This window comes from Liquorilactobacillus nagelii DSM 13675, from assembly GCF_019444005.1.
Lineage (GTDB): Bacteria > Bacillota > Bacilli > Lactobacillales > Lactobacillaceae > Liquorilactobacillus > Liquorilactobacillus nagelii.
The window spans coordinates 921,029-947,446 of the sequence record NZ_CP049304.1 but is presented as its reverse complement, the minus strand read 5'-3'; the positions used below and the strand labels follow the sequence as shown (position 1 = coordinate 947,446).

Genomic DNA, 26,418 nt, shown 5'->3' with positions numbered 1-26,418 from the left:
TATGAGTTCTTTTAAGTTGGAAGATAATTCAAATATTGAGGGACTTGAATCCCATTCAATTGTTACTCAGTTGGCAAACAAAGATCTAGCTACTTTGGATAAGGAAAATTTTATTGTTTTTCCTCAACAGTTAAAAGATTCTGATGATTTGGATCGAGATAACTATATTTTTCAACAAAAAAACGGCAAGACGCGAACTTGCAATGTTGTGGGCATTATTAGTAATGATCAGGATGAATTCCATATTAATTCAAGATTTAGTAAAAATGATCAGCAAAATTACTTTTTACGTTACATGATACAGCAGGTTTTGAATTATAATGTAATAAATAACCAATTGAATCAGTCACAAGAGATGTCTTATTACGATTTATTGGTGTTTTTATTTCCTTATTATTTAAATAAAGCTCTGGCGAAAGGTGTTTATAAAGAATATGTGCAGCGAAAATATAACGACGCTAACATTAAAGGCCCAATAGATATTGCTGGTCAAATTAAAAATAACATTCCTTTTGTTGGTAAAGTAGCCTATAGAACACGTGAATTTAGTTACGATAACAACATTACAGAATTAATTCGCCATACGATTGAGAAAATTCAACTGAAATACAATTTTTTGCTTTTAGGCAGTGAAATTACTAAAGAAAATGCTAGGATCATCCATCAAATCACAAATTCATATTCACGAAGGGAGAGAGAAAATGTTGTTCAGAATAATATTTTAAATTCTGTGAAATATGGATATTTTAAAGAGTATGCTGAATTACAGCGATTATGTATTCAAATACTTACTGAAGAGAAAATCGGATTTGGAGATGATGAAAGTCAAGTTTATGGAATTATCATTGATGTAGCTTGGCTTTGGGAAGAGTACATTTGTAAAATTACTGGTTGGAAACATTATGGTCGAAAAGAGGGGTTGGCAACTAAAAATCTTTTTCAAAAATTAGGTATAGAAAATCAACAACATCGGTATCCTGACTTCGAAGATCATGGTATACCAATCGACACGAAATACAAAAAAAATATAGATAAGCAAAATGACTATAATCAGTTAGCTACCTATATTCACATCATGAAAGCGAACAAAGGTATTTTTCTGCAACCAACTGACAATTCAGATAGACAGGGATTAGATTTGCTTGGTGAGCTATATGGCGGCGGAGAAATGTTTAGCTACAAATTTTTTGTGCCTCAAAAATATAAAGACTATCCAGATTTTAAAAACCAAATTAAGGAGATTGAAAATAAATTAAAGGTATTGGACTTCAATCAAGTGGGCTAACCAGAAAATGAGTTTAATAATCAATAAATCAAGTGTATAAATAATGAATAAGAATTATGCTACTATATAATTGGATAAGAAAAATTTTTCCAATAAATTAAACTTAATTTTCAAATGATTACTTAAGAAAATAGGATATTTCTAAAATTAATTAAATCTCTAGGCTTAGGTTTTTTGAATATAGTAAAAATTTTCGATCGTAGAGTATTATTGGAGAGGTATTTTATTTTGAAATAAATCAAGTTGAATTATATTGTTGTTTGAGGAAATCTAAATAGTAATTTTGTCAATTCTGATAAAACAGTATAGTAATTTTTGATAGCTTCTTTTTGTAAAGTAAAGAAAATTCAGTTATAAATGAACTAAGTGGGTGAATTAGAAATTGACTATCAAATTAGATGATGTAGCTAAGCTAGCTGGAGTTTCCAAAACAACTGTTTCAAGGGTTTTAAACAATCGAGGCTATCTAAGTGAAGAAACAAAGAAAAAAGTTAATAAAGCAATGAAAGAGTTAAACTATCAACCTAATGCTGTAGCACGACAGCTTTTTAGAAAAAAAACTAATTTAGTTGGATTAATTTTTCCAACAGTTGACAATCCTTTTTTTGGTGAACTAGTAGCAGAATTGGAACCAAGGTTATTTAAAGCAGGTTTTAAAGTTTTTATCGGCAACTCGATGAATGATCCCGAAAAAGAAAAAGCTTATTTAAGGGAGTTAATTTCAAATCAAGTTGATGGATTAATTGTTGGTGCACATAATTATAATATTGATGAATATATGAATACAAATTTGCCAATTGTTGCAATAGACCGAATTATAAACAAGGATATTCCAGTTATTTCGTCTGATAATTATCAGGGCGGGAAATTAGCAACAGAGTTATTAATTAAAAGAGGAGCAAAGTTTATTGTGATCACAGATGGGCCCTTAAGTCTACAGACACCAGCCCATAAGAGACGTCAAGCTTATAAAGATGTTATGAAAGCACACGGTTTGGAACCGCGAACCTTTTTAATAAATTTCAGCTGGAGTATTGAAAAAAAGAAACGATCCATTGAAAAGATGTTTCAAAAGTTCCCTACAATGGATGGAGTCTTTGCAACAAATGATATTGATGCTGCAATGGTTTGGCAAACCGCTGAGGAACTAGGGATCGAGGTTCCAGCTGATTTAAAAATTATTGGATATGATAGTGCCCATTCTACAAGACTATTGTTACCCAAATTAACCACTATCGAACAACCAATTTCAGCAATGGCGGAGGCGGCAGTACATACTCTATTGCAAAGAATTTCCGGTGAAAATATAATATGTGAACAAGTCTTGCCTGTTAGAGTTTGGCATGGACGTTCAGTTTGACTTATTTATGATAACCGGTTGACACAATCTGATACTTGATTATAATATAAATAGAAAGCGTTTTCTAAGAGTGTCAACCGGTTGACACTAAAATTTTGTGAGGAGGATCAACAATGGAAGTAAATCAGTTTAAGGTGATTCCAGTTACTAATCATAGGTATCGATTAAAGTACCATTTTTCTGCACCATCAGGCTGGATGAATGATCCAAATGGTCTTGCTTATTTTAAGGGATTTTATCATGTTTTCTATCAATATTATCCCTATGATTCATCTTGGGGTCCTATGCATTGGGGACACGCGCGTAGCAAAGACTTATTACATTGGGAAAATTTGCCAGTTGCGTTAGTTCCAGGAGATATTGAAGATGAGGATGGTTGCTTTTCTGGCAGTGCAATTGTAAAGGACAATAAATTATTTCTAATTTACACTGGTCATCACTACTACGATAAAAATGATCAAGATAATTTTTGGCAAAATCAAAATATTGCAATTAGTGAAGATGGAATACATTTCAAAAAATATGAAAAGAATCCTGTTATTTCAAATCCCCCAAGTGATAACACTCAGCATTTTCGCGATCCTAAGGTATGGGAACATGATGGCATTTATTATTTGATTGTTGGAAGTCAAAATAGTGAGAAATTAGGTCGAATACTATTATACAAATCAAAAGATTTACTAAATTGGCAATACAATGGAGTAGTTACTGTTGCTAAAAATATTAAAAACGATGGGTTTATGTGGGAATGTCCAGATCTATTTCGTTTGAATGGAAGAGATATCTTACTTTTCTCACCTCAAGGTATTGAGAGGCAAAAAAATAGATTCTTGAATTTGTATCAGACAGGTTATTTTATTGGAAAATTTAATTATCTCAACAGCCAATTAAAACATGGCTCTTTTGAGGAACTTGACAAAGGTCATGATTTTTATGCTACTCAAACATTTATTGCTCCAGATGGTCGACGTATTTTATTTGGTTGGATGGATATGTGGGAAGCTTCAATGCCTGAAAAAAGAGATGGTTGGGCAGGTGCTTTAACTTTGCCACGAGAATTAATTTTGCATGATAGTAAAATTTATATGTTACCAGTTAGCGAAACTAAATCGCTCAGAAGGAAAAAGGTACTGGATCAGTCTTTAAGTGTGTCTGATACTAAATTAGACTTGTCAAATACTAAACATCTAGAAATAAATTTACAAGCGAATTTTGAAGAATGGCTTGGTAGTTATTTTGAGGTATATTTAAAAACAACGGACGACAAGGAAATGTCATTGACTTTTAATACGAAGACCTGTTTATTAACTCTGTTTCGAAGTGGTCCAGATCCGTATCGTTATGGTAAAACACTTCAAAACAAAAAAATAAAAATTAGGATATTTATTGATACAAGTTCAGTTGAATTTTTTATTAATGATGGAGAGGTTGTTTTTTCTGAAAGATTTTATTATGAAGGAAAAATGAATATTAATCTTTGTGCAAATGAACAAATTACAGTTAATTCGCAAATTTATGATCTGAAATAATGAATCGAGAAGGAAGAGGTTTTTATGAGCAAAATAAAGAAAGCGCTATCTAATCCGTTTTATTTGAATAATTCAATTATGATTTTGTTGTTCTTTGTTTCCTGGGGAATTTGGTGGTCTTTTTTTCAAATTTGGTTAACTAATTCTTTAGGTTTTTCTGGTTCACAAGTTGGGACAATTTACTCTTTTGACTCGGCAATTACTTTAATTTTGATGCTTGTTTATGGCACATTACAAGATAAATTAGGCCGTAAAAAGAATTTATTAATTTTTTGTACAGTACTTGAAATCTTCCTTGGACCTTTTTTTACATGGATTTATGTTCCAATGTTAAAAGCAAGTTTTTTCGCAGGTGCTTTATTAGGATCGATATATCTTTCAGCAGCTTTTTTGGCAGCTTCACCAACGTTTGAAGCGCTAATTGAACGGATGAGTCGTCGTTTTAACTTTGAATATGGACAAGCTCGAGCTTGGGGGTCTTTTGGTTACGCAGTTGCTGCTCTTATTGCGGGATATCTATTTACGATAAATCCATATTTACTTTTTTGGATTGGTTCATTAATTGCTGTAGTTTTGTTTTTAGTTTTACTATTTTTGAATCCTGAAAAAAATCCGGTTAACCATAAATTTGAAAACAAAACAGAGAATATGCATGAAAAGAATACACCGTCAATTAAAGATATTTTGAGCGTTTTTAAAATGTGGGACGTTTGGAAAATTATTATTTTTATTATTTTTAGCTGGACATTTTATACTGTATTTGATCAGCAGATGTTCCCAGAGTTCTTCACAAAGTTTTTTTCTACATCTGCAGTTGGAGAACAAGCTTATGGTATTTTAAATTCAATCGAAGTCTTTTTGGAATCAATTATGATGGGCCTAGTTCCGATATTGATGAAAAAAATTGGTGTTAGGAAAACGCTCTTGCTTGGAATTGCAATTATGGTAATTAGAATTGGAGGTTGTGGTTTAGTAACAAATCCAGTAGGTGTTTCGTTTATTAAATTATTGCATGCACCTGAAACAGCTATTTTTATCCTGGCAATGTTTCGTTACTTTACTCTTCATTTCGATACTCGAGTTTCAGCGACACTTTACATGGTTGGCTTTCAGATAGCTGCTCAAGTTGGTCAAATAGTTTTTTCTACACCATTTGGGGCATTGCATGATAGGATCGGATATAATAAGACATTTTTGATTATTTCTTTAATTGTTTTGTTGGCAGGTATTTATGCCTTCTTTATTATTAAAAAAGATGATCAAGATGTTAATGGACAACCCTTAGCATAAATAGTTCCAACTGCGATACATTGAAAAAAAAAAACGAGCTTCGAAACCGGATTAACATTCTGTTTTGAAGCTCGTTTATTTTTTACGATTAAGCAGTGATTATCAAGGTGGGGTGCAACAATAATTATTGAGTAACTTGAAAATAGTCATTACGTATCCTTTACTCAAAAACAGCCAAACATTTACAGCAATTACACAACTTCATTACTTTGTTATCTTACAATTTAATTGTGTTAAAGATAATTTTAGGAGGAAGTAGAATGGTTAAACGTGGGAAGTTTTGGGTTACGGTAGCAGTGATTGCTGTTATGGGAGTGCTAGGTGGTTGTGCTAATAATAGTGCCTCAGGAAGTTCGGATAACTGGAATACAATTGTAAAACAAGCAAAAAAAGAAGGAAAAGTTGTTTCTGTTGGTATGCCAGATACTTGGGCTAACTGGATAGAAACTTGGAATGATTTAAAAAGTCAATATAGCATTGCACATACTGATACTGATATGTCTAGCGCTCAGGAATTGCAAAAATTTAAATCTGCCGGCAAAACTTCTTCATCTCCTGATATCGGTGATATTGGTTTAAACGTTGCGCCGACAGCTGTTAAAGAAAATTTGCTGACAGCATATAAAACTAAATACTGGAAAGACATCCCGAGCTGGGCTAAGGATAAGAAAGGTTATTATTCGGCTGGTTATACCGGTTCAATCGTTTTTGTTACTGATACTAAAAACGTTAAGGCATCTGATGCTCCTAAATCGTGGAGTCAACTAGCCTCTGGCAAATATAAAGTTGCAATTGGCGATGTCTCAACCGAGGCCCAAGCACAATATTCAGTTTTAGCAGCAGCATATGCTAATGGAGGCAGCGAGAGTAATTTGACTCCAGGATTAAATTATTTTGAGAAAATTCAAAAACAAAATCGGCTTTCAACGGTTGATACGACAATTCAAAATCTTCAGAAAGGTGAAATTCAAGTTGCTGTTATGTGGGACTTTAATGCTTTAAACTACGCACATCAGATTGGCTCAAAACGTTTTAAGATTACTGTTCCGAGTGATGGTACAATCCGCAGCGGATATACTGAAGTAATTAACAAGAATGCCGCTCATCCATATGCGGCTAAATTAGCGCGAGCTTATATTCTTTCTGATAAAGGTCAGATCAACCTGGCAAAAGGCTATGCGCGACCAATTAGGACAAACGTAAAGTTACCAGCTTCAGTAAAAAGCAAATTATTACCTTCCAGTGACTATAAAAAAGTTTATCATGTCAAAAATAATACTAAATGGAATCAAGAAACTTTAAAACTAGGTCAGGAATGGAAAACAAAAGTGCTGGGAGCTAATTAACTAATGTCGAATCGTTTAAAAATTTTTTTACCATTTGGAATACTGGTTGTATTGGTTTTGCTCATTCCAGTTTGTGTCATGTTTGCAGCTGGTTTCCAATCAGTTTCAGGAAATTTCAGTTTAATAAATTATCAACAAATACTTACCAACAGTTACTATCGTGAAGCTATTACTAATAGTTTGCAGATTTCATTGGTTACTTCGCTTTTTTCAATTTTAGTGGCACTTTTTGGAGCCTGGTCTTTGACTAGATTAACTACTGGTGCAAAGAATATCTTACTTACGGTATTTAATATGTCTTCTAGTTTTGCAGGAGTTCCACTGGCTTTTTCATTAATAATTTTATTTGGTAACGCGGGTGTCTGGAAAGCTATTTCCACTGCAATAGGTTGGCATGTTGGAGCAAGCATCTATTCTATTACCGGAATGACATTTGCGTATACATTTTTTGAAATCCCATTAGGAATTATGTTTTTGTTTCCAGTATTATCTAGTTTAAATCACGAATGGCTTGAGGTATCGAATGTTTTAGGAGCGAGTAAATTTTTCTTTTTGCAAAAAGTAATTTTGCCCGTGGTTTTACCTAACATTGTCCAAGTTTTTATTTTGTTGTTTGCTAATGCAATGGGGACTTATGAAACGGCTTATGCTTTAGTTGGTGATAACTTGGTTTCAATTCCAACTTTGATTGGTTCTTTAATAAATGGTGAAATAGTCGCTAATGTTCCACTGGCTTGTGCCTTCGCAACAGTTTTCGCAGTTGTAATGGCATTAATTGTTTGGGTTGGTAATCGCCTAACTAGAAATCAGAAAGAAGGATAAGTTTGGTCTCCAAAAAGGAAAAAATAGCAGCTCGTTTTATTATGACTGTGTTAATTATTTATTTAATCGCCCCGATTATTGCAACTATCATTTATTCCTTTTCTACGGTCTGGGTAAAAACGATTTTACCAGAAGGAATTACTATTAAATGGTATTTGCAGTTAGTTTCTAATGGTGATTTTGGAACAGCCTTATTGCGTTCGTTGTTATTAGGTGTATTGACAACACTAATTTCGTTGGCTTGTTTTTTACCCGTGGTGTTTTATGCAAATGTTTATAATCCCAAAATAAAATCTAAGTTACATTTTATAACGGTTTTACCGTTTACAATTCCTGGAATTATCTTAGTGACAGGATTAATCAGAGTTTATTCGGCAATTCCAGTTCCAAAATTATTAATTTTAATTTTAGCAATATCCTTGCTGAGTTTACCATTGACCTATCAGTCACTGGACAATGCTTTTATTGCGAGAAATTTTCGCGCAATGTTTGAACAGGCTCTAGTTTTAGGAGATCGTCCAGTTGAAGCATTTTTAAAAGTCATTGTACCGAATATCCGAGTTGGAATTTTTATTTCAATGTTATTAACATTCACCAGCGCTTTTGGCGAGTATGTTTTGACTAATCTCTTATTAGGTGGAAATTTTGAAACTTTAAAGGTGTACATGTATCGATTGATGCAAAGTAACGGGCAAGCAAGTAGTGTTTTAACAACCATTTATTTTTTGTTTTTGATTCTTGTTTCAACTATTATGATTTTCTCAATGAAACATTATTGGGGAAAAAAGAGTTTATCGAAGAAAGGCTAATAAATTATGAGTTCATCATTTTTGCGAGTTGAGAATTTAGGGATAAGTTTGTCAGGTGCATCCATCATTCAAGGAATGTCTTTTAATATTAAGCCCAACGCTCTAACAACATTTCTTGGACCGAGTGGTAGTGGAAAAACAACAGTATTACGTGCAATTGCCGGTCTGAATCAAAACGTTTCAGGTCAGATTTTCTTAGAAGGAAGAGAGATTCAAACTTTGCCAGCAAATCAGCGCGATATTGGGATGGTATTTCAATCTTATGCATTATTTCCGAACATGACGGTTTTTGATAATATTGCCTACGGTTTGCGAGTAAAGAAAAAATCAAACAAAGAAATCGAGCAAAAAGTAGCTGTAATGTTGGAAACAGTTGGCTTAGCAGATAAAAAAATGGCATATCCAGATAATTTATCAGGTGGACAGCAGCAAAGGGTGGCAATCGCACGTTCAATGATTTTGCATCCTAAGTTATTGTTGCTTGATGAACCTCTAAGTGCTTTGGATGCCAAAATCAGAATTGAATTGCGAAATCAAATTCGTCGCTATCAGCAAGAGTTTGGAATTACGATGTTGTTCGTAACCCATGATCAAGCTGAGGCAATGGCGATCTCAGATGACATTATCGTAATGGATCAAGGAAAAGTGCAACAACAAGGTTCACCAATGGAAATATATGCCAAACCTAAAAATAACTTTATTGCAAAATTTATTGGAAATCATAACTTACTAACAGGTTCGGAGATTAAGCAATTGGGTTTCAAAACAATTATGGATCAAACGGTTCAGGTACAGGATAGTTATATAATTCGACCGGAAATATTCGAACAGCGGCCTTCAAGTAATGGAAGTTTTATGGAAATTTCTGGGAAATTGTCACAGAGGTCGGTTCTGGGTGATCGGCTACAATATGTTTTTGACACAGCAAAGCATATACCTTTAAAAATTGAATTCTTAAATCAAACTTTACCTTTAGAATTGAACCGGCCTTTGAAGTTATATTTAAATGAATCTGCAATTCAAAAAGTTGGTGATTAATTTTGTTGACACAAATTGAGTTAAATAAAATTGACCGTAAAACATGGAGCGGTCATAATCATACCGAGTTCTGTCCCCATGGATCTGGCGAGAATACTGAGTTATATATTCAAAAAGCAATAGCAGCTGGGTTCAAGACCTATTCAATTACTGAACATTTTCCATTGCCACCGGCGTTTTACAAAGCTGTAGATCCGGATGGTTCTCGACATGCAATTTATACGGCCGCAATGTCACTGCAGGAATTGCCGAACTATTTTCGAAAAATGCAATTTTTGAAACAAAAGTATCAACAACAGATTCGCATTTTAGTTGGTTTTGAATTCGATTATTTTGCTCAGTTTCGTGACTGGACTGCTGAGCAACTTAGATGTTACCAGCATCAAATTGATGAGGGTATTTTATCAGTTCATTTTCTACCTACTAAAGCAGGTTTACGTGCAGTTGACGAAAGTGCAGTGGATTTTAAAACTGGTGTTTTAAATGAATTTGGTTCGCCATTAAATGTTGCTAAAGCTTATTTAGCCACGATTAAACAGGCAATAGATTGGGATATACCATACAAGCCAAATCGTTATGGACATCTGATGCTTTACCGAAAATGGCGAAATTCATTTTCGAGTCAGACCATTTGGCATGATCGAACCACAGTGCTGCAAATGCAGGAAATTTTAGAAGAAATTTTAAAAACTGGAGGATTTTTGGATTGCAATTGTGCTGGCCTGTTTCGATTAACTCAAACTGAGTTAAGTCCAACAAGTGATTGGCTTTTTAAAGCTCAAGTTAAGGTAATACCATTAGTCTTTGGCGCTGATGCACATCAAGTTGCATCAGTAGCCCAAGGTTATAATACTTATTTAGAAAGCAAGTATTATTTTGGAAAGAAGGCAAAGTTGACCTATGCAACTAAGACTAAACTCAAATGAAACATTTAAAATTTGTCAATTGACGGATATCCATTTAGGAGCATCTCCGTTAATTGGCAAAAGTCAACAAACATTAGCAGCCTTGGAAAAATTTCTATCTGTCAATTCTTTTAATCTAATTATGATTACTGGTGATTTAATCTGGGGGAAACTTGTTAAAGATCCCCAAGCAGTTTTGTATAAACTGTATGATTTGTTAAATAAATTTGAAGTTCCTGTAGCGGTTACTTATGGCAATCATGATACAGAAGGAAAATTCAATCGACAAAATTTACGTAATCTAGAAAGTCATTTGATTTTCCCAGCCGATAAACATCATTCATTTATTACAGCTGATAGAGAGAATTATACACTTGAAGTTTTTCGCGATAATGGTGAATTAGCACATCTGATTTATGTTTGGGACAGTGGTTCATATTCAAAGTGGCAAAATAAAGAGGAATATGCAGCTATTGAACCAGAACAAATTGAATGGTTTAACCATTTGCCATATAAAAGAGCAGCTAGTAGCATTGAACTTGGATTCTTGCATATCCCGTTAAAGGAATATCAACTAGCCACGGAAAAGATTATTCAAGGCAAAAAGAAAGAAAAAATTTGTTCTCCGGTAACTAATTCTGGTTTATTCTATAGTTTAGCACGTAAACAGAATGTAAAAGCAATTTTTGCTGGACATGATCATGATAATAATTTCATTGGTGAATATCGGGGCCTTAAACTCGGATATGGTAATATTACTGGCTATAATGCCTATGGAACATTGCCACGCGGTGTTAGAGTAATTGAACTTATGAATGATTGTTTCAAGACGGAAACGCAACTATTTGAATAAAACTAGTAATTACGATGATTATTGAAATTAACTAAAAACAGATTCAAATATTGAAGTACAACAATAGAAAAATTAGACAAGTTGTTATATTTGGAGTTAAGCTGACATGGCTTGATGCCTGTATTTTACAGGAGTCAAGTCATTTTTGTTTCTTGGGGTTCTGACATTATTGAAACATTTTACATAATCACTTACTAGTTTACGCAAATCAATCAGCATATTAATCTGATATTTGTTTAAGCATCCACGCTTGAGCAGGTTGAAAAAAAACTCAATTGATGCATTGTCATGACAAATGCCTGCTTTGCTTGATTTCCATCTTCTCCAGTTTCTTTTGGTATCCAAGCATTTGATTGATACTGCCAGCTTTCATCAGAGTGAAGTAGCGATTGGATTTCGGGCCTGAGATACTTCTGGGCTTCATGTAACGTGCCCTAATCATAGTTGTGAGGAAGCCCATGTAACGAGATATAGCCCCACCTAACATCAGTGTGAATCACCATTAACGGTTTTTTTGCGGAGAATATTAGGTGCAGTTTTGCATACTTGGACCTTGTAAAATGAATATCTAGATATGTGTTTGGAGTAGATAGTTACTTCCATGCACCTATCGAAATAGTTTCATCAACAGTTAAGCAGTTAACAGGCGATTTTTGACTGCCAGAGCCCCATTTTAAAATAGTGGAATAACCCACACCATATCCCTTTAGCTAATTCAGGAGCTGACTTAACCTTGTCTGATATAAATCAATAATATTTTGCTTGAATTCGGCAAGATAGCGTTTTGCTATTATGAAACAATCCTTTCTTAATTAAGAAATAATTTTACGCTCTCGCAAAAGCTGTCTCAAGTTTTATACTAACTCCAGATTTTAGATCAACTAAAGTACAGCTTTTCAAATATATAGAAATCTCTTACAATAGTTGCAGGATTCATGAGGCCCTTAATTTTAAATCTTATGATTTTTTTTTCTAAAGATCTTTTGAGCACTCTCCCTTATAATCAGTTCTACAGGTAACTTTACAAATTGTTTTTCTTTACTGGGATTATTGATACGTTTAATTAATAATTTTGTTGCTTCTATCCCAATTTTTTCGGCAGGTTGTCTAACTGAAGTGAGATTTGGAAAAATATATTGATCTATTTCAATGTCATCATAGCCGATCACTGAAAATTTTTTTGGTATATTGATATTTTTTTCGTGAAACATCCGATAAATACCGACTGCAATTTCATCGTTTATCGCGAAAATTGCTGTAGCTTTTTGCTTAGCTTTTAGAATTCTCGCAGCTGCTTTGTACCCACCTTCTTTGGTTAAAGAAGAGTAGAAGATTTTAATTGATGTTTTTTTTGAACTAAATTTGTTTATTTCTTTAGAAAATCCATCAAGTCTAGCTGCGACATTTCTTGGAGGATTTTTAGGAAGTACAACAATAAAGTCTCTATGATCAAGGCTCAACAAATAATCTGCAACAATTTTTCCACCCTGTAAGTCATCAATAAAGATTCTGTCGCCTTCACCAGTTGCATTTTGATCTAATACTAAATAAGGAATTTTATTTTTTTTTAGAACATTATCAATAAAGGTATTATTTATCAAAGAACTAGCAATAATAATTCCATTGATATTTCTTTCAACGGCTTTGTTAAGATAGTATCGCTCCAAATCTTCATTTTTACTAGAATTAAAAATTAATGGTAAAAACTTATTTTTTATAGCAATTGATTGAACACCTTTAATTAAAGTACTGAAAAAGGAGTTACTAATATCAGGAACTAATATTGCAATTGTACCAGGATTTTTTAAAATTAAATTTCTTGCATTAAAGTTTGGAATATAATTTAGTTTTTCTTTTGCCTTTAAGACTCTATTCCTTGTCTCAGAACTAAATCTTTGTCCTTTACCATTTAATATTTGTGAAATAGTAGTAATTGAAACTCCCGTGGCTAAAGATAAGTCTTTGATTGTTGTTCGTTTTGACATAAATTCTCCTAAATGATAATTAAAATTTGATTACTTTCATTATACACATTTTAAGACACAAGATTATTCTTTATTTATTTGACAGCGCTTTCTCGGAGTGATATTGTACATATAGTAAAACGTTTTACCAAAGCAAAAATTGGAGGCAAGAAATGAATTCTGTTACAGTAATTGGAAGCTTAAATATTGATACTACGCTACAAATTGAAAAATTTCCTTTGCCTGGTGAGACAATTAAGGCTCTAAATAAGAGCAGTACTGCTGGAGGAAAAGGAGCTAACCAAGCTGTAGCGGCAGTTAGATCAGGAGCTCTTACAAACTTTATTGGTAAAGTGGGGAATGATCAATCTGGGGAATTTTTGGTTGAAGCTTTAAAAGAAGAAAATATTGATGTTTCTGGCATTGGAGTTGCAAAAAATATAGGGACAGGTACTGCTAATATTTTACTCGATAAAAATGGTCAAAACAGTATTATTGTTTACGGTGGTGCAAATAACAAGAATTTGTCGCAAGAAGTTGCAGAATCAAGTAACAAAATTAAACAGTCCGATTTTTTGATAGGACAATTTGAGATACCACAATCTGAAACGGTTAGAGCATTTCTGATTGCTAAAAAAAATCACGTGAAAACTATTCTAAATCCTGCTCCAGCAGAAAAGGTCGAGAGAAATCTTTTAGATTTAACTGACATAGTGGTTCCCAATGAATTTGAAAGTGAAATATTAACCGGAATACCAGTAATAGATCTTAGCTCAATGAAAGCTAACGCTAAGAAATTTAACGAAATGGGGATTGCTAATGTAATTATTACGTTAGGTGAGAAGGGAGTGTTTTACTCCTTTTCAGATAATTTTGGCATTCTGCTAGCAATGAAAGTAAAAGCAGTTGATACGACGGCAGCTGGAGATACGTTTATCGGTGCTTTATCGGCTGAATTAGATCCAAATTTTGAAAATTTGGTATCGGCCATTAATTACGCGCAAAGAGCTAGTGCCTTAACTGTTCAGCGTTTAGGGGCTCAAGTCTCAATACCGACTAATCAAGAAGTTAATTCAATTTAAGGGAAGTAAAGGAAAATGAAAAAAACAACGGTTATAAATTCTCAGTTATCAAGTGTAATTGCAAATATGGGACATATGGATTGGTTAGGAGTAGGAGATGCTGGAATGCCTGTACCTAAAGAAACTCCTAAAATAGATTTGGCTTTAACTAAACAAATTCCAAGTTTTATTGAAGTTTTGAAGAACATTTTGACAGAATTGAAAGTGCAAAAAATATTTTTAGCAACAGAAATAAAAATTCAAAACCCTAAACAACTTGAAGAAATTAAGAAAATATTACCTGATATTGAAATTGCATATATACCTCATAGTGAGTTGAAAAAGGATTTAAAAAATTGCCATGCTTTTGTTAGGACTGGAGAGATGACACCCTTTTCAAATATCATTCTAGAATCGGGAGTGACTTTCTAAATAGTTTGATAGCAGCCTAAGAAAGGACAAATTATTTATGAACAACGAAAATCATGTAGTTGAAGAAAAAAGAGGTTGGAAACAATTAGCGGATGGTTATTTAGACAGGACACCAATTTTTCAATTTATTTTAGTTTCTTTGATTTTTCCTCTATGGGGTGCAGCGGCATCTTTAAATGATATTTTAATTACACAATTTAAAAGCGTTTTCACATTAAACGATGCTTCTACAGCATTTGTCCAAAGCGCATTTTATGGAGGATATTTTCTAATTGCAATACCTGCATCTATTGTGATAAAAAAGAAAAGTTATAAGTTTGCCATTATGATGGGCTTAATATTTTATATATTGGGGTGCGGTATGTTTTTCCCAGCATCAAGAGTGGCTACGTATACGATGTTTTTAGCAGCAATCTTTGCAATTGCTGTTGGATTGAGTTTCTTGGAAACGTCATGTGATACCTATAGTTCAATGTTAGGACCAAAAAAACATGCAAATATAAGACTAAATATTTCTCAAACATTAGTTCCATTAGGAGATATGGCAGGAATTATTTTGGGTAAATATCTAATTTTTGGTAGTGTAGGCAATCTTTCGGAAACTATGAGCCATATGCATGGAGCTGAAAGAATTGCATATGGAGAGAAAATGTTGCAACTTACTTTGCAACCATACAAGTATATTCTATTTATTTTAATTCTGATACTTCTTATTCTGGCTTTAACACCAATGCCAAAATCAAAAGCAGTTAGTCTTAAGTCACAGACGGGAGATCAGCCATCTTTATTAGAAACTTTTAAATATCTTATTAAAAATAGTCGTTTTAAAAAAGGAGTAATGGCACAATTTATTTATGTAGGGATGCAGACAACCGTTTGGTCATTTACGATTCGTTTAGCATTAGATTTGAATCATTCAATTACGGACTCTGATGCAAGCACATTTATGATTTATTCATATATAGCTTGGTTTATTGGTAAATTATGTGCAAACTTTTTAATGAATCGTTTTTCTTTGACCAAAGTCCTAACAATTTACTCAGCGTTGGGCACAGTTACTTTGATTTTGACAACATTTATTCCAAGTATGTTTGCAGTATGGATGGCAATTTGCACAAGTTTCTTTTTCGGTCCAGAATGGCCAACTATTTACGCTCATACATTAGATACAGTTGAAGATAAAAGATTCACTGAAACGGCTGGAGCGTTCATTGTTATGGCAATTGTAGGAGGTGCGGTTGTACCTGCGATTCAAGGTGTTGTATCAGATTTAACAAGTTCTATGCAATTTTCTTTCATTGTACCAACTATTTGTTATGTAATGGTTACAATTTATTTTCTATTTGAATATCGTTATGATTTAAAACATCCAGAGTTGATAAGCGAGAATAGCTAAAATAAACTGATCATTTTACAGTTTAGGTTGGGAAAGCATATAAACGTGTGCTAATAATTCAATCGAATATTTTAGTTGGACTGATGTTATATTATTGCAAAAAAACCACTCGTTAATCTAATTTAAGACTAGCAAGTGGTTTTTGTATCGTTTTATTTTCTTCCACGTCGCTTTAATAAACGACGTCTTTTCTTAACCTCCATGAGGCTAATTACTTTTTTATGTTTTCGAATGGTACTTGAATGCTGCTGAATGGCATGAGATTCTCTATTTGGGGATTCAACATTATCATGTGGCATAAACACTTCGACAGGATTAACTGGTTTATCACTTTGCGTTGATTGTGCGGTCTTAAACTCTGTCTTCATTTGACTTTCTGCATTTCGAATTGCGTCTTGCAGGGCTTTTCCGTTTTTTATATAGCCAACTTGTTCCAAGTAAAGAACGTAATTAGTTAAGACAGGGATAACTTTCTTAACTGTTTCGGCAGTTAATGTTAAATTCTTTGGGAAACTATTTTCAAGCACTTTTTTTGTGCTGTCTTTAATCCAGCGTTTAGGTACACGTCCATAGTCATCATACGAAAGTCCCACTAGTGCTTCAGTAAATTTTTGAATTTCAGCTGCTGAAATTCCTTTGTTTAATAATTCAATTCCTAACTGATCTTCTAAAAAGCTTTCAGTTAATTCGTTATTCTTTTCTAGAATATGATTATGAGTTACTTCTGACCAGTCACTCAATCTTTTCACCACCAAAAAATTAATTAATACAACGTTTTCTATCATACCATAAAGAAAAGTTAATTTTTAGTATTTCGATTTATCTGAACAATCTATTTTCGGCTCTTCAAATTTTAAAAAAATTACATCTTCTTTACTTAAAAGGTTGGATTAATTATCGAATAATCTTAGCTGATATGTTTAGTTGAGACGCAGAACTGGTTTTGGTTTAAAAAATTTCTCACAAAATGTGTCTCAAATATTGACGTCGTTCCAGAGATTCAAGGATGCTTCTTAGGTAACAACTTCAAATGCCACCACATATTAATTGATTGGCCAATTAATAATCCTTTAACAATTGCCGAAGTAGTTGCATAGGTTAATGTATATAACCAAGTTGCATAACTTTGTGGATTTACCCAACCATGGAAATTAATAAGCAACATCACGATAACATTCATAATCATTAAACTAATCGCGTATTTGCCACCAATCATTTTAATTTGATTATTCTGAGAGAAAAAAGCTTGGTGTTTATAGGCTAGTCGGGCACCCAAGAAACTGGCTAACAAAATAATCACTAAAAAAATTGTTAAAGCGGCTGCCAAGTGTTGAAAATGGTCAATTTTTTCAATGCCAAAAGCAATAAATATAATGGGTGTTAAATACAATTTGACCCAGCTAACTGGGGAGCTATTGAGGTAGCGCTTTGAAACAAAAATTGTAACGAACGTGAGCCATAAGACAACACCAAGGGCAATGTACCAGTTACGCATGATTGTTAAAATATCATTTTTCATGATCAAATCAGCCTCTCCTCAGACAAAATTCTTGAATCCTTCAAGTAGTTCGTTAACCGTTATCTGCTTATCCTTTTGATTTTATTTTGTTAGAAAGCAACAGAGCTGGCAAAATGATTAACAAAACCGCCAGAGAAATCATTAAAAATCCCTGTTGAAATGCTTCAAGTCGAATAGTAACTAAATGTTGATGGATAAAAGTAGCCAATTGATCTGATGTCGGTTTGATGCTGCCCATTTTTAATTGATGCCGAAAACTTTTAACATGCGAAGCTGAAAAAGCAGTTACGACCGTTGTGACTAACGATGATCCAAAGGCACTTCCGATATTTTGCAGAATTCGGGAACCAATTGTCACACTCGGGATTTGATCATTCTTCATTCCGGTATAAGAATCGGCCATCAATGGCATTAAAATTCCCCCAGCACCAATTCCACGAACCAGTAGAACAACGGCAATAATCCAGTAAGATGTTCTCTGAGTAGTCCAGTAGAAAGGAATCGTCCCAACAAAAGCAATAAAAGCACTAACAATAACAACATATTTTGCACCAATTGAATCAGTCAATTGGCCAGTGAGCGGGCGAGAAATCAACATTCCCAATCCTTGGGGGATCAAAGCCAATGAGGCCATCAACACACTCATATGACGTACGTTTTGGAAAAGAAGTGGTAACAATAGCATGGCACCATTAAGAACGGTTCCGGCAATAAACAAGCCAATAATTGATCCATTAAAAGATCCGTGTTTAAACAAATTAAGCGGAATGACCGCTTTTCCCCCCCGAATTGCGCCCCAAATAACATAAATAATTAGTAGTGAGGTGCCCATTGCCAAAAAAGTGAGTGTTGATGAATTGCTAAAGTTGGCCTTATGAGCAGCTTTAACCATGCCATAAATAATACTGCTACTGGATCCAATTAAGAGCAATGTCCCAATAAGATCTAATTTGGCGGATTTATTTTGAGCAGGGTAATTAGGCATTTTCCAAATAATTAAACCAAGTGACGTCAAGGTCACAGGAACGTTAATCCAAAAAATCCACTGCCAAGACAAAAACTTGATGATAACACCGCCGATGACTGGTCCGATCAACGGGCCCAAGATCATGGGTAAACCGACCGTCGACATCATCTGTCCCATAACAGCAGCCCCGGCAGTTTGAACCAAAAGGGTGGTCAGTAATGGCATGATTAAACCACCAGCAAATCCTTGAATCAAACGCGCTCCAATTAGAAATTGAATATTTGGTGAAATCGCGGCTAAAATAGATCCGATACCGAATAAAACTTCACTAAACATAAACACATGTTTGCCATCAAATTTGTTTAACAACCAACTTGAAAATGGCACAGCAATTCCAGTTGCTAGGACATAGCAGGTAATGGTCCATTGAACTGTTGTGACAGAACTATTAAAGCTACTAACCAACGTATTAATAGCAATATTGATCATTGTTGAATCAAGTAATGGTGCCATTGCGCCAAAAACAACAACCCAGGCGATGATGATGGTAGATTTTGGAATCTTTTTGTTCATTATAGTTTCCTCCCGTTTAAGATACTATTAGTATCTTACTTTGATAGTTGATATAATACTCTTTGAAGATAAAAAAAGCAATAAGATACTTTTGGTATCTTATTGGAGGAGGATAATTATTATGGTTCAAAAACGTCGTCGTGGTGCTGACCTCGAACAAGCAATTTATCAAGCTGCTTTACAGCTTCTGAAAAATAAGGGGTTTTCAAGTTTAAATTTTACCGATGTGGCAGATTTGGCTAAAACCAGTAAATCAGTTATTTATCGTCGATGGCAGACACCATTTTCTCTAGCAGTTGCCGCGATTCAAGATAAGATAAAAGCAGAAAATCAAGGTCGAACGGATGAATTAACTTTAACTGGACATTCGTTACGCGAAGATTTATTACAACTACTACATCGATTTATTATTAGCATGCAAACATTTAGAGACTTTCAAATTACCGAACTGCTCGGGAAAGCAATTCAAGAGCAAGACACAACGATTCAACAATTAATCAGCGAGGGAAATGCGATCGATCTTATCGCGCTTGATCATGTTCTTAAACGGGCAAAAAAAAGAGGCGAGATCATAAAAACAGATCTGCCTAAAGAGATTAGATTGTTGCCGTTTGACTGGCTAAGATTTCAACTTTTTACTAACCAGCCTTTAAATGAACACAAATTAGAATTGTTAGTTGACGATGTTTTATTACCAATTTACCAATCTAACCGTAAGACCAATTAACTTCACTAAACAGGTTCTTATGCCATGGGTAACTAGAACAGGTTGATTGAGGAGGTGAATATCGATCCACCAGTGTTTGAAGTTCTTCAATGTAGAAAATGAGCCTTGTGGAGCATCGTTCCATCATTTTAAGAGAAAGTGAGCTTCTTTTGAAGCTGCAAAAATTTTCGAACCAACGACTTGACCGCGCCTCGATGTTTTTGGATTAACAGTACCATCATTTTTCTGTAATATTCTTAAAATAACGAATAATTAATTCCATGACTTGAGCGTGGAATTTTTTGTTTGCTTTACTTGGCGGGAAACTCAAGTAAATATTTCTAAAAAGCTTTTGCGGTCCCAGATGCATTAGAATAGTATCTGAAAAATTGCTATACAACCAAGTGTATTGGGGAACAAAGCAGACGCCAAAGTTGCTTTTAGCTAATTGATGTTGAGTTGTTATATCACTTGTCACGAACCGTGGTCGTAAAGTTATGTTGTTTTTAGCGAAGAAGTTTTCAATAATGCTTCTTAATGGATTAGGCTGAGACATGATAATTTTTTGCTCTTTTAAGTCGGTTAGTTCGACAAAATCGTGAGTAGCTAAATCCGATTCCAGACTGACAGCTAAAAATATTTCTTCTTTTAATAATAAAATATTTTTATTATTCTTGATCTTTTGGGTAGAAAATTCAAAATCGCAGTGATCCAGCCAATCATCTTCAAAGCCGCGTTGAACCAGTTGAATATCAACATTAGGGAGTCTTTGTTTCAAATTTTGCATAACAGCAGGAATAATTTGCGATGATTTTTCACAACGTAAAGAAATAACTTTTTCAAAAGGACTTTGACTGGTTTGCACTTCTTGAACGGCAGTATCGAGAATATTAAGCGAACTTTTAACCTTGCGATAAAAATGCTTGCCTTTTTCACTTAAAATAATCGATCGGCTGTTTCTAATAAAAAGATTACAATTTAATTCTTTTTCTAATTCAATAATTGTTCGGCTTAGAGAAGGTTGAGAAATATGGAGCTTTTTGGCAGAATGAGTGATATTTTGCAATTCAGCAGTAATTATAAAATATCTAAGCTGTAATAGTCTAATGATTTATTCTCCTTATTCATAACATTTTCTATATATGATATCACAAAAAAAGTATTTAACAATTAGACGAATCTAAAATATACTTAAGAACAAATTAAATCAATTTAATTTAATTCTAAGCAAATGGGAGTGATGTTTTGGACGACAGTGATCAATTTGTTCAACAAAATCAACAAGAGTTTTTAGCGATTTTTAAAAGGTTGCTCAGGTTTCAAAGCACTAGTGGAAATGATTCGCAAATCGAGCAGACAGTAGCTTTTTTAACCCGATTGCTTAAAAAGTTATTTAATTGTCAAATCGAAGTTTTGTCAACGGCTGGTTCACCAGTTATTTTGTGTCAACTTGGTTCATTCGAAAGCAACAACAAACCGATTTTATTTTATGGGCATTATGACGTAATGGCAGCTGATGACTTGGATAAATGGCAGACAGATCCTTTTGAGCTGACTTTCAAAGATGGTCGGCTTTATGGAAGAGGTGCAGGCGATAACAAGGGACAACTGTTGGCAGTGATTTTTGGGTTATATATGTTTCAGCAATTACATCAGAGTTTTCCTTGCCCAATTAAGCTGGTAATCGAAGGAGAGGAGGAAAAGGGCAGTCCGCATTTGAATCAAACAGTTCAACAGCTAGCTGGTAATCAGTTGCAAGATGTCGAAACAGTTTTTGTAATCGATGGTTCTTTTAATTTTGCCGGACAACATGTTTTACGATTAGGAAATCGTGGTTTATTAGGAGTGGAAATTACGCTCAGGACAAATGACACTGATTTGCACTCGGGAAACTTTGGCAATGTTGCTGGGAATCCAGTATTGGTCTTGCATCAACTTTTAGGAAAGCTATATGATTTTAAACAGCAGCGAGTTTTAATTCCGCACTTTTATGAGGGTATTGAACCACTTACTCCGGCAGAACTTGCACTTTTAGCTGAATTACCATCACCTAAAATTTCAGGTAAAGGACAAAGAGATTTCTTTAACTCATCAGTTAGTCAAGTTGACTATTATCGAAAATTAATGTTTGAACCGACATTTAACGTCAACGGAATCCAAGGTGGTTTTTTTGGACAGGGGATTAAAACTATCATCCCTGGTCAAGTTAAAGTTCGTATTGATTTTCGCTTAGTTAGTGGGCAAAAAGTTGTTAAAATTCAAAAATCAATTCAACAGCTTTTAGCACCTTGGAATAAAATTTTGACAATTAAATACTTGGGTGCGATTCCACCTTATTATGCGGGTGTGGGTAGCGAATTGCAGCGGCAGGTTATTCAAGGAATCCGGCAAATTGATTCACAGGCAGTTATTGAGCCAGTGATGCCAGGAACTGTTCCTAATTATGTTTGGCAAGATAATTTAGCAGCTCAGGTTTTTACTATACCTTTAGCAAATTTTGATCAACATAATCATGCACCCAATGAAAATATTAGTTTGACAGCCTTTTTACAAGGAATAAAAATTATTTATCAATTAATTAAAATTTATCAGGTTTAAGTTTGTTACAACATAGGGGGATTTTAATATGGAAAAGAGTTATCAGAAAAAGCCGAAATTGGTTTTCGGATTATTGTATTTTGCATTTATTATTTGTTTTATCGATCGTTCAGCTGTCAATATCACATTATCATATATTGGGACAGACTTTCATTTAGATGCTACTCAATTAGGGGTCGTTTCAAGTGCATTTTTTTTCAGCTATGCCTTAATGCAGATTCCTGGCGGTTGGTTAGCTGATAAGTTTGGTTCAAAGTTAACTGTCCTGGTTGCTATTTTAATGTGGTCAATTTTTACAGTTTTGACGGGATTTGCTTGGTCATTAGCATCATTGTTAGTCATTCGGATTCTTTTTGGAATTGGTGAAGGAGCTTTCCCATCAGCCAGTTTAAAAGAAATTGCTGAAGAATTTTCTTTTACTCAGCGGTCTGAGGCAACTTCAGCAATAATTTCATCTAATTATGCGGGTTCAGCAATTGCGCCATTAATTATTGCACCAGTTATTGCCGCTTTAGGCTGGCGAGTTGCTTTTCATTTAATGGGGATTATTGGTTTAATATTTGTCTTAATTTATTACTTTACATTACGACCAATTAAACAACGTCAATCGAATGCAAATGAACCCAAGAAGAAAATCAATTGGAAAAGATCGTTAACTAATCCGGTTGTTTGGCAATTTTTCTTAGTTGTTTTGGGATTAAGCGTTATTACAAAAGGTTTAGATTCTTGGATGCCAACTTATTTATTACGTGTACGGCAGATTAACTTAGCAGGAATCGCTTGGTTGGTACCATTGCCATCAATTAGCGCTGGGGTGGCAGCTATCTTATCTGGCTATTTGATGGTCCATTTTTTTAAAAACCGAGAAAAATGGTTAATTGCAGTTAGCTGTTTGTTAGCAACGATCTTTATGTTTGGCATGTATAAATCAACCAGTTTAAGCTATGTTATTGTTTTTGAAATTTTGACCTACTTCTTTAAAGGTTTAGCGTTTAGTGGGTGTTTTGCCTTTTTTGCTCAACTTGTTACTGGAGAAGCTTATGGATCGGCTGTTGGAATTGTTAATTTTGGTGGCCAATTGGCTGGTTTTGTGGCTCCAATCATCATTGGAGTGTTGATTGAACATTTTAATAATTCATATAGTGCTGCTTTCTTATTCTTAGTTGTTTGTGCCGCCTTTTCCTTTATAGTTTCGTTAACTTTTAACGCTAAGGAACTGCGTGATAATCAACAGCGAGTAATTGATGAGAATAATTAAGCAGAGGGGGATGAAATAATTGAAAATTAAAGAAGCTAAGTTATATCAAATTAATTTGCCGTTGCGAAAACCATTTGAAACCAGTTTTGCTAAGATGCAATATAAAAAATGCATCATTTTAGAGTTAATTGATGATCAAGGAAATAGTGGCTTTGGTGAATCATCAGCCTTTGACATTCCTTTTTACAATGAAGAATTTTGCAGTGGTAGTTGGTCCTTATTGCAGGAACAATTATTGCCAGAAATTGTTGGTCAGCAGATACAGCATCCTGATGATATTTATCAAATCTTTGCTGGTATTCGTAAAAATAACATGTCAAAATCAGCTGTTAACTGTGCGCTCTGGGATTTGTTTGCGCAACAGCAGCATCTGAGTTTAGCTGCTGCATTAGGTGGAACTAAAACTAAAATTGAAACAGGAGTCAGTATCGGGGTTCAATCTAGTCCGCAAACACTGGTTGAAGCAGTTAGAGATTACTTGAACATCGGTTATCGGCGAATCAAAATGAAAATTAAACCAGGTAAAGATTATGAATATTTAGCTGCAGTCAGAGATGAGTTTCCAGATGCAATGTTGATGGCAGACGCTAACTCAGCATATCGCTTAGCAGATGCCCCGTTATTGCAAAAGTTGGACGATTTGAATTTAATTATGATCGAACAGCCACTAGAGCCAGGTGATTTATTGGATCATGCCCATTTACAAAGTCAGTTAAAGACTAGTATTTGCTTAGATGAGAGTGTTACCTCGCTGGATGATACACGAAAAATGATTGAGTTAAAAAGTGGACGAATTATCAATATTAAAGTTGCTCGAGTGGGTGGTTTGGGAATTGCTAGACAGATTCAAAAACTTGCTGCCGCAAATGGAATTGCCTGCTGGTGTGGCGGTATGCTTGATTCCGGAATTGCCCGGGCAGCTAATGTGGCAGTAGCAACCTTACCAGGCTACACTTTGCCAAATGATATTGCAGCATCCACTCGCTATTATGCGGCAGACATTATCTCTCCCCCAGTCGAATTAACTGGAACCTATGTTGAAGTTCCCAAGACAGTCGGACTGGGCCTATCAAATAGATCGAACTAACTTGAAAAAATTTACGGTAGCAGCTAAAGTGGTTAGATAAAAGCAAAACTCCGCAAAGTATTATTGGTGGAGTCACGAAGTCCTCTGAGTAGAGGGCTTCTTTATTGAATTGATTGAGTTGCCCATTGAAGCAATTTGGCAACAATAAAATTAATTAACAAAATTATTAAAATCCAAAGAATGGTTGTTGTTAGTGACTGATAACGTACCATCAGAAATGGATAGGGGCCTTTAATAATTTTCAAAATATTTAATACAATTATGATAATACCGTATAAAATAGTTGGAATTAAAGTGAGCAAATTATTTCGAAAATTGAGCTTGGTTTGATCATTTAGTAATAGATAGGAACCAACTGCTAGCAGGGGATTAAGCAAATGCTTGAAGATCATCGGACCGGTAAAGAGTAATTGACGATAACCCATCATTGGACCTAACACAAGAATTACAATCAAAAAGGTTAGCCCTAAGCAACAGGCAGCAGTATATCTAAGGGTCAATAAGATGTTATGTTCAAGAAATTTTTTTATATTCACATTGGCAATCCAAGAACAAAGTACCAGCAAATTAACAATCAAATTAAGTAAATTGCTGTCAATGGTATACATCAAGAATGCTCCAGTTCCTTGTGATTTAAGACTCAGACCAACACCAAAAAAACCGGTAAATATCATTAGGATAGTCAGAAACATTTCTAAAAAGTTCTTTCTTGTCACATTTATCACTCCAAGTTATAAGGATTTGGCTAACATAACTGATTAATAGTTTCTTAATAACTATGATTGGAATATAATGAATTAGTTATGGGAGCTACGAAAAAAAGTTTAAGTTACTAAAAATTTAACTCCAAAAATTAAATGAAGGTGTTAAGATGACACAAGGTGAATTCTTTCAAAACTATCTCAGTAAAATGGTTACTTCAACAGCTTATCAGCATGGAAATGCGTGTGAATTTAGTTTGGAAAAGGTTGCTTATCAACCCGATTCCAAGTTAAACGGTAAAAGAATCGGGTTTTTAGGTTCATCAATTACTTATGGTGCTTTTTCAAAAGGAATTTCTTTTGTTGATTATTTACAAGCAATAGATGGAGTTACAGCAATTAAATCGGCAATCAGCGGCGCAACATTAGCTGGTAAAAATCATGCTGGTTACCTAGCTAGACTCAAAGATGAAATAACACCACAAGGGCCGTACGATTTACTTGTTTGTCAGTTATCTACCAATGACTTACGCCAGGGCAAGCAATTAGGCCAATTTTCTTCTGCTTCCAAATTAAAGGATTATGATCTTGAAACGATTACTGGGGCAATTGAATACATCTGTCAATATACAAAACATCAGTTGAATTGCCCATTAGCTTTTTTTACTTGCATTTTTGCTGGGGATGATGCTTATGGTAAGTTAGTTGAACAGCTATTTAATTTACAGCAAAAGTGGCATTTTTCAATTATTGACTTATACCATGACTCAGGAGTTAATGCTAGTACTAAAGTTCGCCAAGATGCGATGTTTGATCAAATTCATCCGACACAAGCCGGTTATCTGAAAGTTTGGACACCATTTTTTGAACAGAAAATAATTGAGATTTTAGAACATCAGTAAAAAAGTCTTGAAGTGAA

24 protein-coding genes and 1 pseudogene are annotated in these 26,418 nt (G+C 34.2%); 18 read left to right on the top strand and 7 right to left on the bottom strand.

The features are described 5' to 3' along the window. The first annotated feature begins 1 nt into the window (after window position 1). The 10 genes from G6O73_RS04955 to G6O73_RS04910 all read left to right on the top strand — a co-directional run bounded on the left by G6O73_RS04955 (window position 2) and on the right by G6O73_RS04910 (window position 11,237). The gene (locus G6O73_RS04955; protein ID WP_057886189.1) at window positions 2–1,285 is read left to right on the top strand and encodes a 5-methylcytosine restriction system specificity protein McrC; all 1,284 of its coding nucleotides are present in this window, start codon (window positions 2–4) and stop codon (window positions 1,283–1,285) included. 382 nt (window positions 1,286–1,667) lie between these two features. Then, window positions 1,668–2,645, top strand: a complete 978-nt coding sequence (locus G6O73_RS04950) for a LacI family DNA-binding transcriptional regulator (RefSeq protein WP_057886188.1) — start codon at window positions 1,668–1,670, stop codon at window positions 2,643–2,645. A 113-nt stretch (window positions 2,646–2,758) separates the two neighbouring features. Next, window positions 2,759–4,174 carry a glycoside hydrolase family 32 protein gene (locus G6O73_RS04945; RefSeq protein WP_057886187.1) on the top strand — a complete coding sequence of 472 codons (1,416 nt, stop codon included), beginning with the start codon at window positions 2,759–2,761 and terminating at the stop codon, window positions 4,172–4,174. A gap of 24 nt (window positions 4,175–4,198) precedes the next feature. Continuing rightward, on the top strand, window positions 4,199–5,464 hold the full coding sequence (locus G6O73_RS04940) for an oligosaccharide MFS transporter (protein ID WP_057886186.1): 1,266 nt from the start codon (window positions 4,199–4,201) through the stop codon (window positions 5,462–5,464). A gap of 260 nt (window positions 5,465–5,724) precedes the next feature. Next, a complete protein-coding gene (locus G6O73_RS04935) occupies window positions 5,725–6,810 on the top strand; it encodes an ABC transporter substrate-binding protein (protein ID WP_057886185.1) in 1,086 nt (361 codons plus the stop codon). A 3-nt stretch (window positions 6,811–6,813) separates the two neighbouring features. Continuing rightward, window positions 6,814–7,632 carry an ABC transporter permease gene (locus G6O73_RS04930; RefSeq protein WP_057886184.1) on the top strand — a complete coding sequence of 273 codons (819 nt, stop codon included), beginning with the start codon at window positions 6,814–6,816 and terminating at the stop codon, window positions 7,630–7,632. Between the two features lie 41 nt (window positions 7,633–7,673). Then, window positions 7,674–8,441, top strand: coding sequence for an ABC transporter permease (locus G6O73_RS04925; RefSeq protein ID WP_057886239.1), 768 nt, complete (start codon window positions 7,674–7,676; stop codon window positions 8,439–8,441). A 6-nt stretch (window positions 8,442–8,447) separates the two neighbouring features. Continuing rightward, window positions 8,448–9,479, top strand: coding sequence for an ABC transporter ATP-binding protein (locus G6O73_RS04920; RefSeq protein ID WP_057886183.1), 1,032 nt, complete (start codon window positions 8,448–8,450; stop codon window positions 9,477–9,479). A 5-nt stretch (window positions 9,480–9,484) separates the two neighbouring features. Continuing rightward, a complete protein-coding gene (gene hisJ, locus G6O73_RS04915) occupies window positions 9,485–10,405 on the top strand; it encodes a histidinol-phosphatase HisJ (protein WP_245002968.1) in 921 nt (306 codons plus the stop codon). After that, window positions 10,380–11,237, top strand: a complete 858-nt coding sequence (locus G6O73_RS04910) for a metallophosphoesterase (protein ID WP_057886181.1) — start codon at window positions 10,380–10,382, stop codon at window positions 11,235–11,237. Before hisJ ends, G6O73_RS04910 begins: the two co-directional genes overlap by 26 nt. A gap of 96 nt (window positions 11,238–11,333) precedes the next feature. On the opposite strand, the gene G6O73_RS13045 is transcribed toward G6O73_RS04910, so the two are convergent. Both G6O73_RS13045 and rbsR read right to left on the bottom strand, forming a co-directional pair. After that, window positions 11,334–11,582, bottom strand: a complete 249-nt coding sequence (locus G6O73_RS13045; protein ID WP_157056696.1) for an IS3 family transposase — start codon at window positions 11,580–11,582, stop codon at window positions 11,334–11,336. Window positions 11,583–12,187: 605 nt separating this feature from the next. Next, a complete protein-coding gene (gene rbsR / locus G6O73_RS04900) occupies window positions 12,188–13,222 on the bottom strand; it encodes a ribose utilization transcriptional repressor RbsR (RefSeq protein ID WP_057886179.1) in 1,035 nt (344 codons plus the stop codon). Window positions 13,223–13,374: 152 nt separating this feature from the next. On the opposite strand from rbsR, the gene rbsK reads away from it, so the two are divergent. The 3 genes from rbsK to fucP are packed head-to-tail and all read left to right on the top strand — an operon-like array spanning window position 13,375 to window position 16,090. Next, window positions 13,375–14,283 carry a ribokinase gene (gene rbsK, locus G6O73_RS04895; protein ID WP_057886178.1) on the top strand — a complete coding sequence of 303 codons (909 nt, stop codon included), beginning with the start codon at window positions 13,375–13,377 and terminating at the stop codon, window positions 14,281–14,283. A gap of 15 nt (window positions 14,284–14,298) precedes the next feature. Beyond that, a complete protein-coding gene (gene rbsD / locus G6O73_RS04890) occupies window positions 14,299–14,694 on the top strand; it encodes a D-ribose pyranase (RefSeq protein ID WP_057886177.1) in 396 nt (131 codons plus the stop codon). Between the two features lie 37 nt (window positions 14,695–14,731). Continuing rightward, window positions 14,732–16,090 (top strand): L-fucose:H+ symporter permease, encoded by a 1,359-nt coding sequence (gene fucP, locus G6O73_RS04885; RefSeq protein ID WP_057886176.1) that lies wholly within the window; start codon window positions 14,732–14,734, stop codon window positions 16,088–16,090. Between the two features lie 152 nt (window positions 16,091–16,242). Here fucP and G6O73_RS04880 read toward each other — a convergent pair whose 3' ends face one another. The 3 genes from G6O73_RS04880 to G6O73_RS04870 all read right to left on the bottom strand — a co-directional run bounded on the left by G6O73_RS04880 (window position 16,243) and on the right by G6O73_RS04870 (window position 19,149). Continuing rightward, window positions 16,243–16,830 carry a hypothetical protein gene (locus G6O73_RS04880; RefSeq protein WP_057886175.1) on the bottom strand — a complete coding sequence of 196 codons (588 nt, stop codon included), beginning with the start codon at window positions 16,828–16,830 and terminating at the stop codon, window positions 16,243–16,245. A 260-nt stretch (window positions 16,831–17,090) separates the two neighbouring features. Then, window positions 17,091–17,609 carry a hypothetical protein gene (locus G6O73_RS04875; RefSeq protein WP_057886174.1) on the bottom strand — a complete coding sequence of 173 codons (519 nt, stop codon included), beginning with the start codon at window positions 17,607–17,609 and terminating at the stop codon, window positions 17,091–17,093. 67 nt (window positions 17,610–17,676) lie between these two features. Continuing rightward, entirely contained in the window at window positions 17,677–19,149 is a 1,473-nt protein-coding gene (locus G6O73_RS04870; protein ID WP_057886173.1) for a DHA2 family efflux MFS transporter permease subunit, read from the bottom strand. Window positions 19,150–19,270: 121 nt separating this feature from the next. Between G6O73_RS04870 and G6O73_RS04865 the strand changes: the two genes are divergently transcribed. Next, entirely contained in the window at window positions 19,271–19,876 is a 606-nt protein-coding gene (locus G6O73_RS04865; protein ID WP_057886172.1) for a TetR/AcrR family transcriptional regulator, read from the top strand. 217 nt (window positions 19,877–20,093) lie between these two features. Here the strand turns inward: G6O73_RS04865 and G6O73_RS04860 are convergent, their stop codons facing one another. Next, window positions 20,094–20,963, bottom strand: coding sequence for a LysR family transcriptional regulator (locus G6O73_RS04860; protein ID WP_268871652.1), 870 nt, complete (start codon window positions 20,961–20,963; stop codon window positions 20,094–20,096). 137 nt (window positions 20,964–21,100) lie between these two features. Between G6O73_RS04860 and G6O73_RS04855 the strand changes: the two genes are divergently transcribed. The 3 genes and pseudogenes from G6O73_RS04855 to menC all read left to right on the top strand — a co-directional run bounded on the left by G6O73_RS04855 (window position 21,101) and on the right by menC (window position 24,838). Beyond that, window positions 21,101–22,453 carry a M20/M25/M40 family metallo-hydrolase gene (locus G6O73_RS04855; protein ID WP_057886170.1) on the top strand — a complete coding sequence of 451 codons (1,353 nt, stop codon included), beginning with the start codon at window positions 21,101–21,103 and terminating at the stop codon, window positions 22,451–22,453. A 28-nt stretch (window positions 22,454–22,481) separates the two neighbouring features. Continuing rightward, the gene (locus G6O73_RS04850; protein ID WP_057886169.1) at window positions 22,482–23,711 is read left to right on the top strand and encodes an MFS transporter; all 1,230 of its coding nucleotides are present in this window, start codon (window positions 22,482–22,484) and stop codon (window positions 23,709–23,711) included. 19 nt (window positions 23,712–23,730) lie between these two features. Then, window positions 23,731–24,838: pseudogene (gene menC, locus G6O73_RS04845) on the top strand (o-succinylbenzoate synthase). Window positions 24,839–24,899: 61 nt separating this feature from the next. Here the strand turns inward: menC and G6O73_RS04840 are convergent. Then, on the bottom strand, window positions 24,900–25,514 hold the full coding sequence (locus G6O73_RS04840) for a hypothetical protein (protein WP_057886167.1): 615 nt from the start codon (window positions 25,512–25,514) through the stop codon (window positions 24,900–24,902). 155 nt (window positions 25,515–25,669) lie between these two features. Between G6O73_RS04840 and G6O73_RS04835 the strand changes: the two genes are divergently transcribed. Further along, window positions 25,670–26,401, top strand: a complete 732-nt coding sequence (locus G6O73_RS04835) for an SGNH/GDSL hydrolase family protein (protein WP_057886166.1) — start codon at window positions 25,670–25,672, stop codon at window positions 26,399–26,401. Window positions 26,402–26,418: the final 17 nt, after the last annotated feature.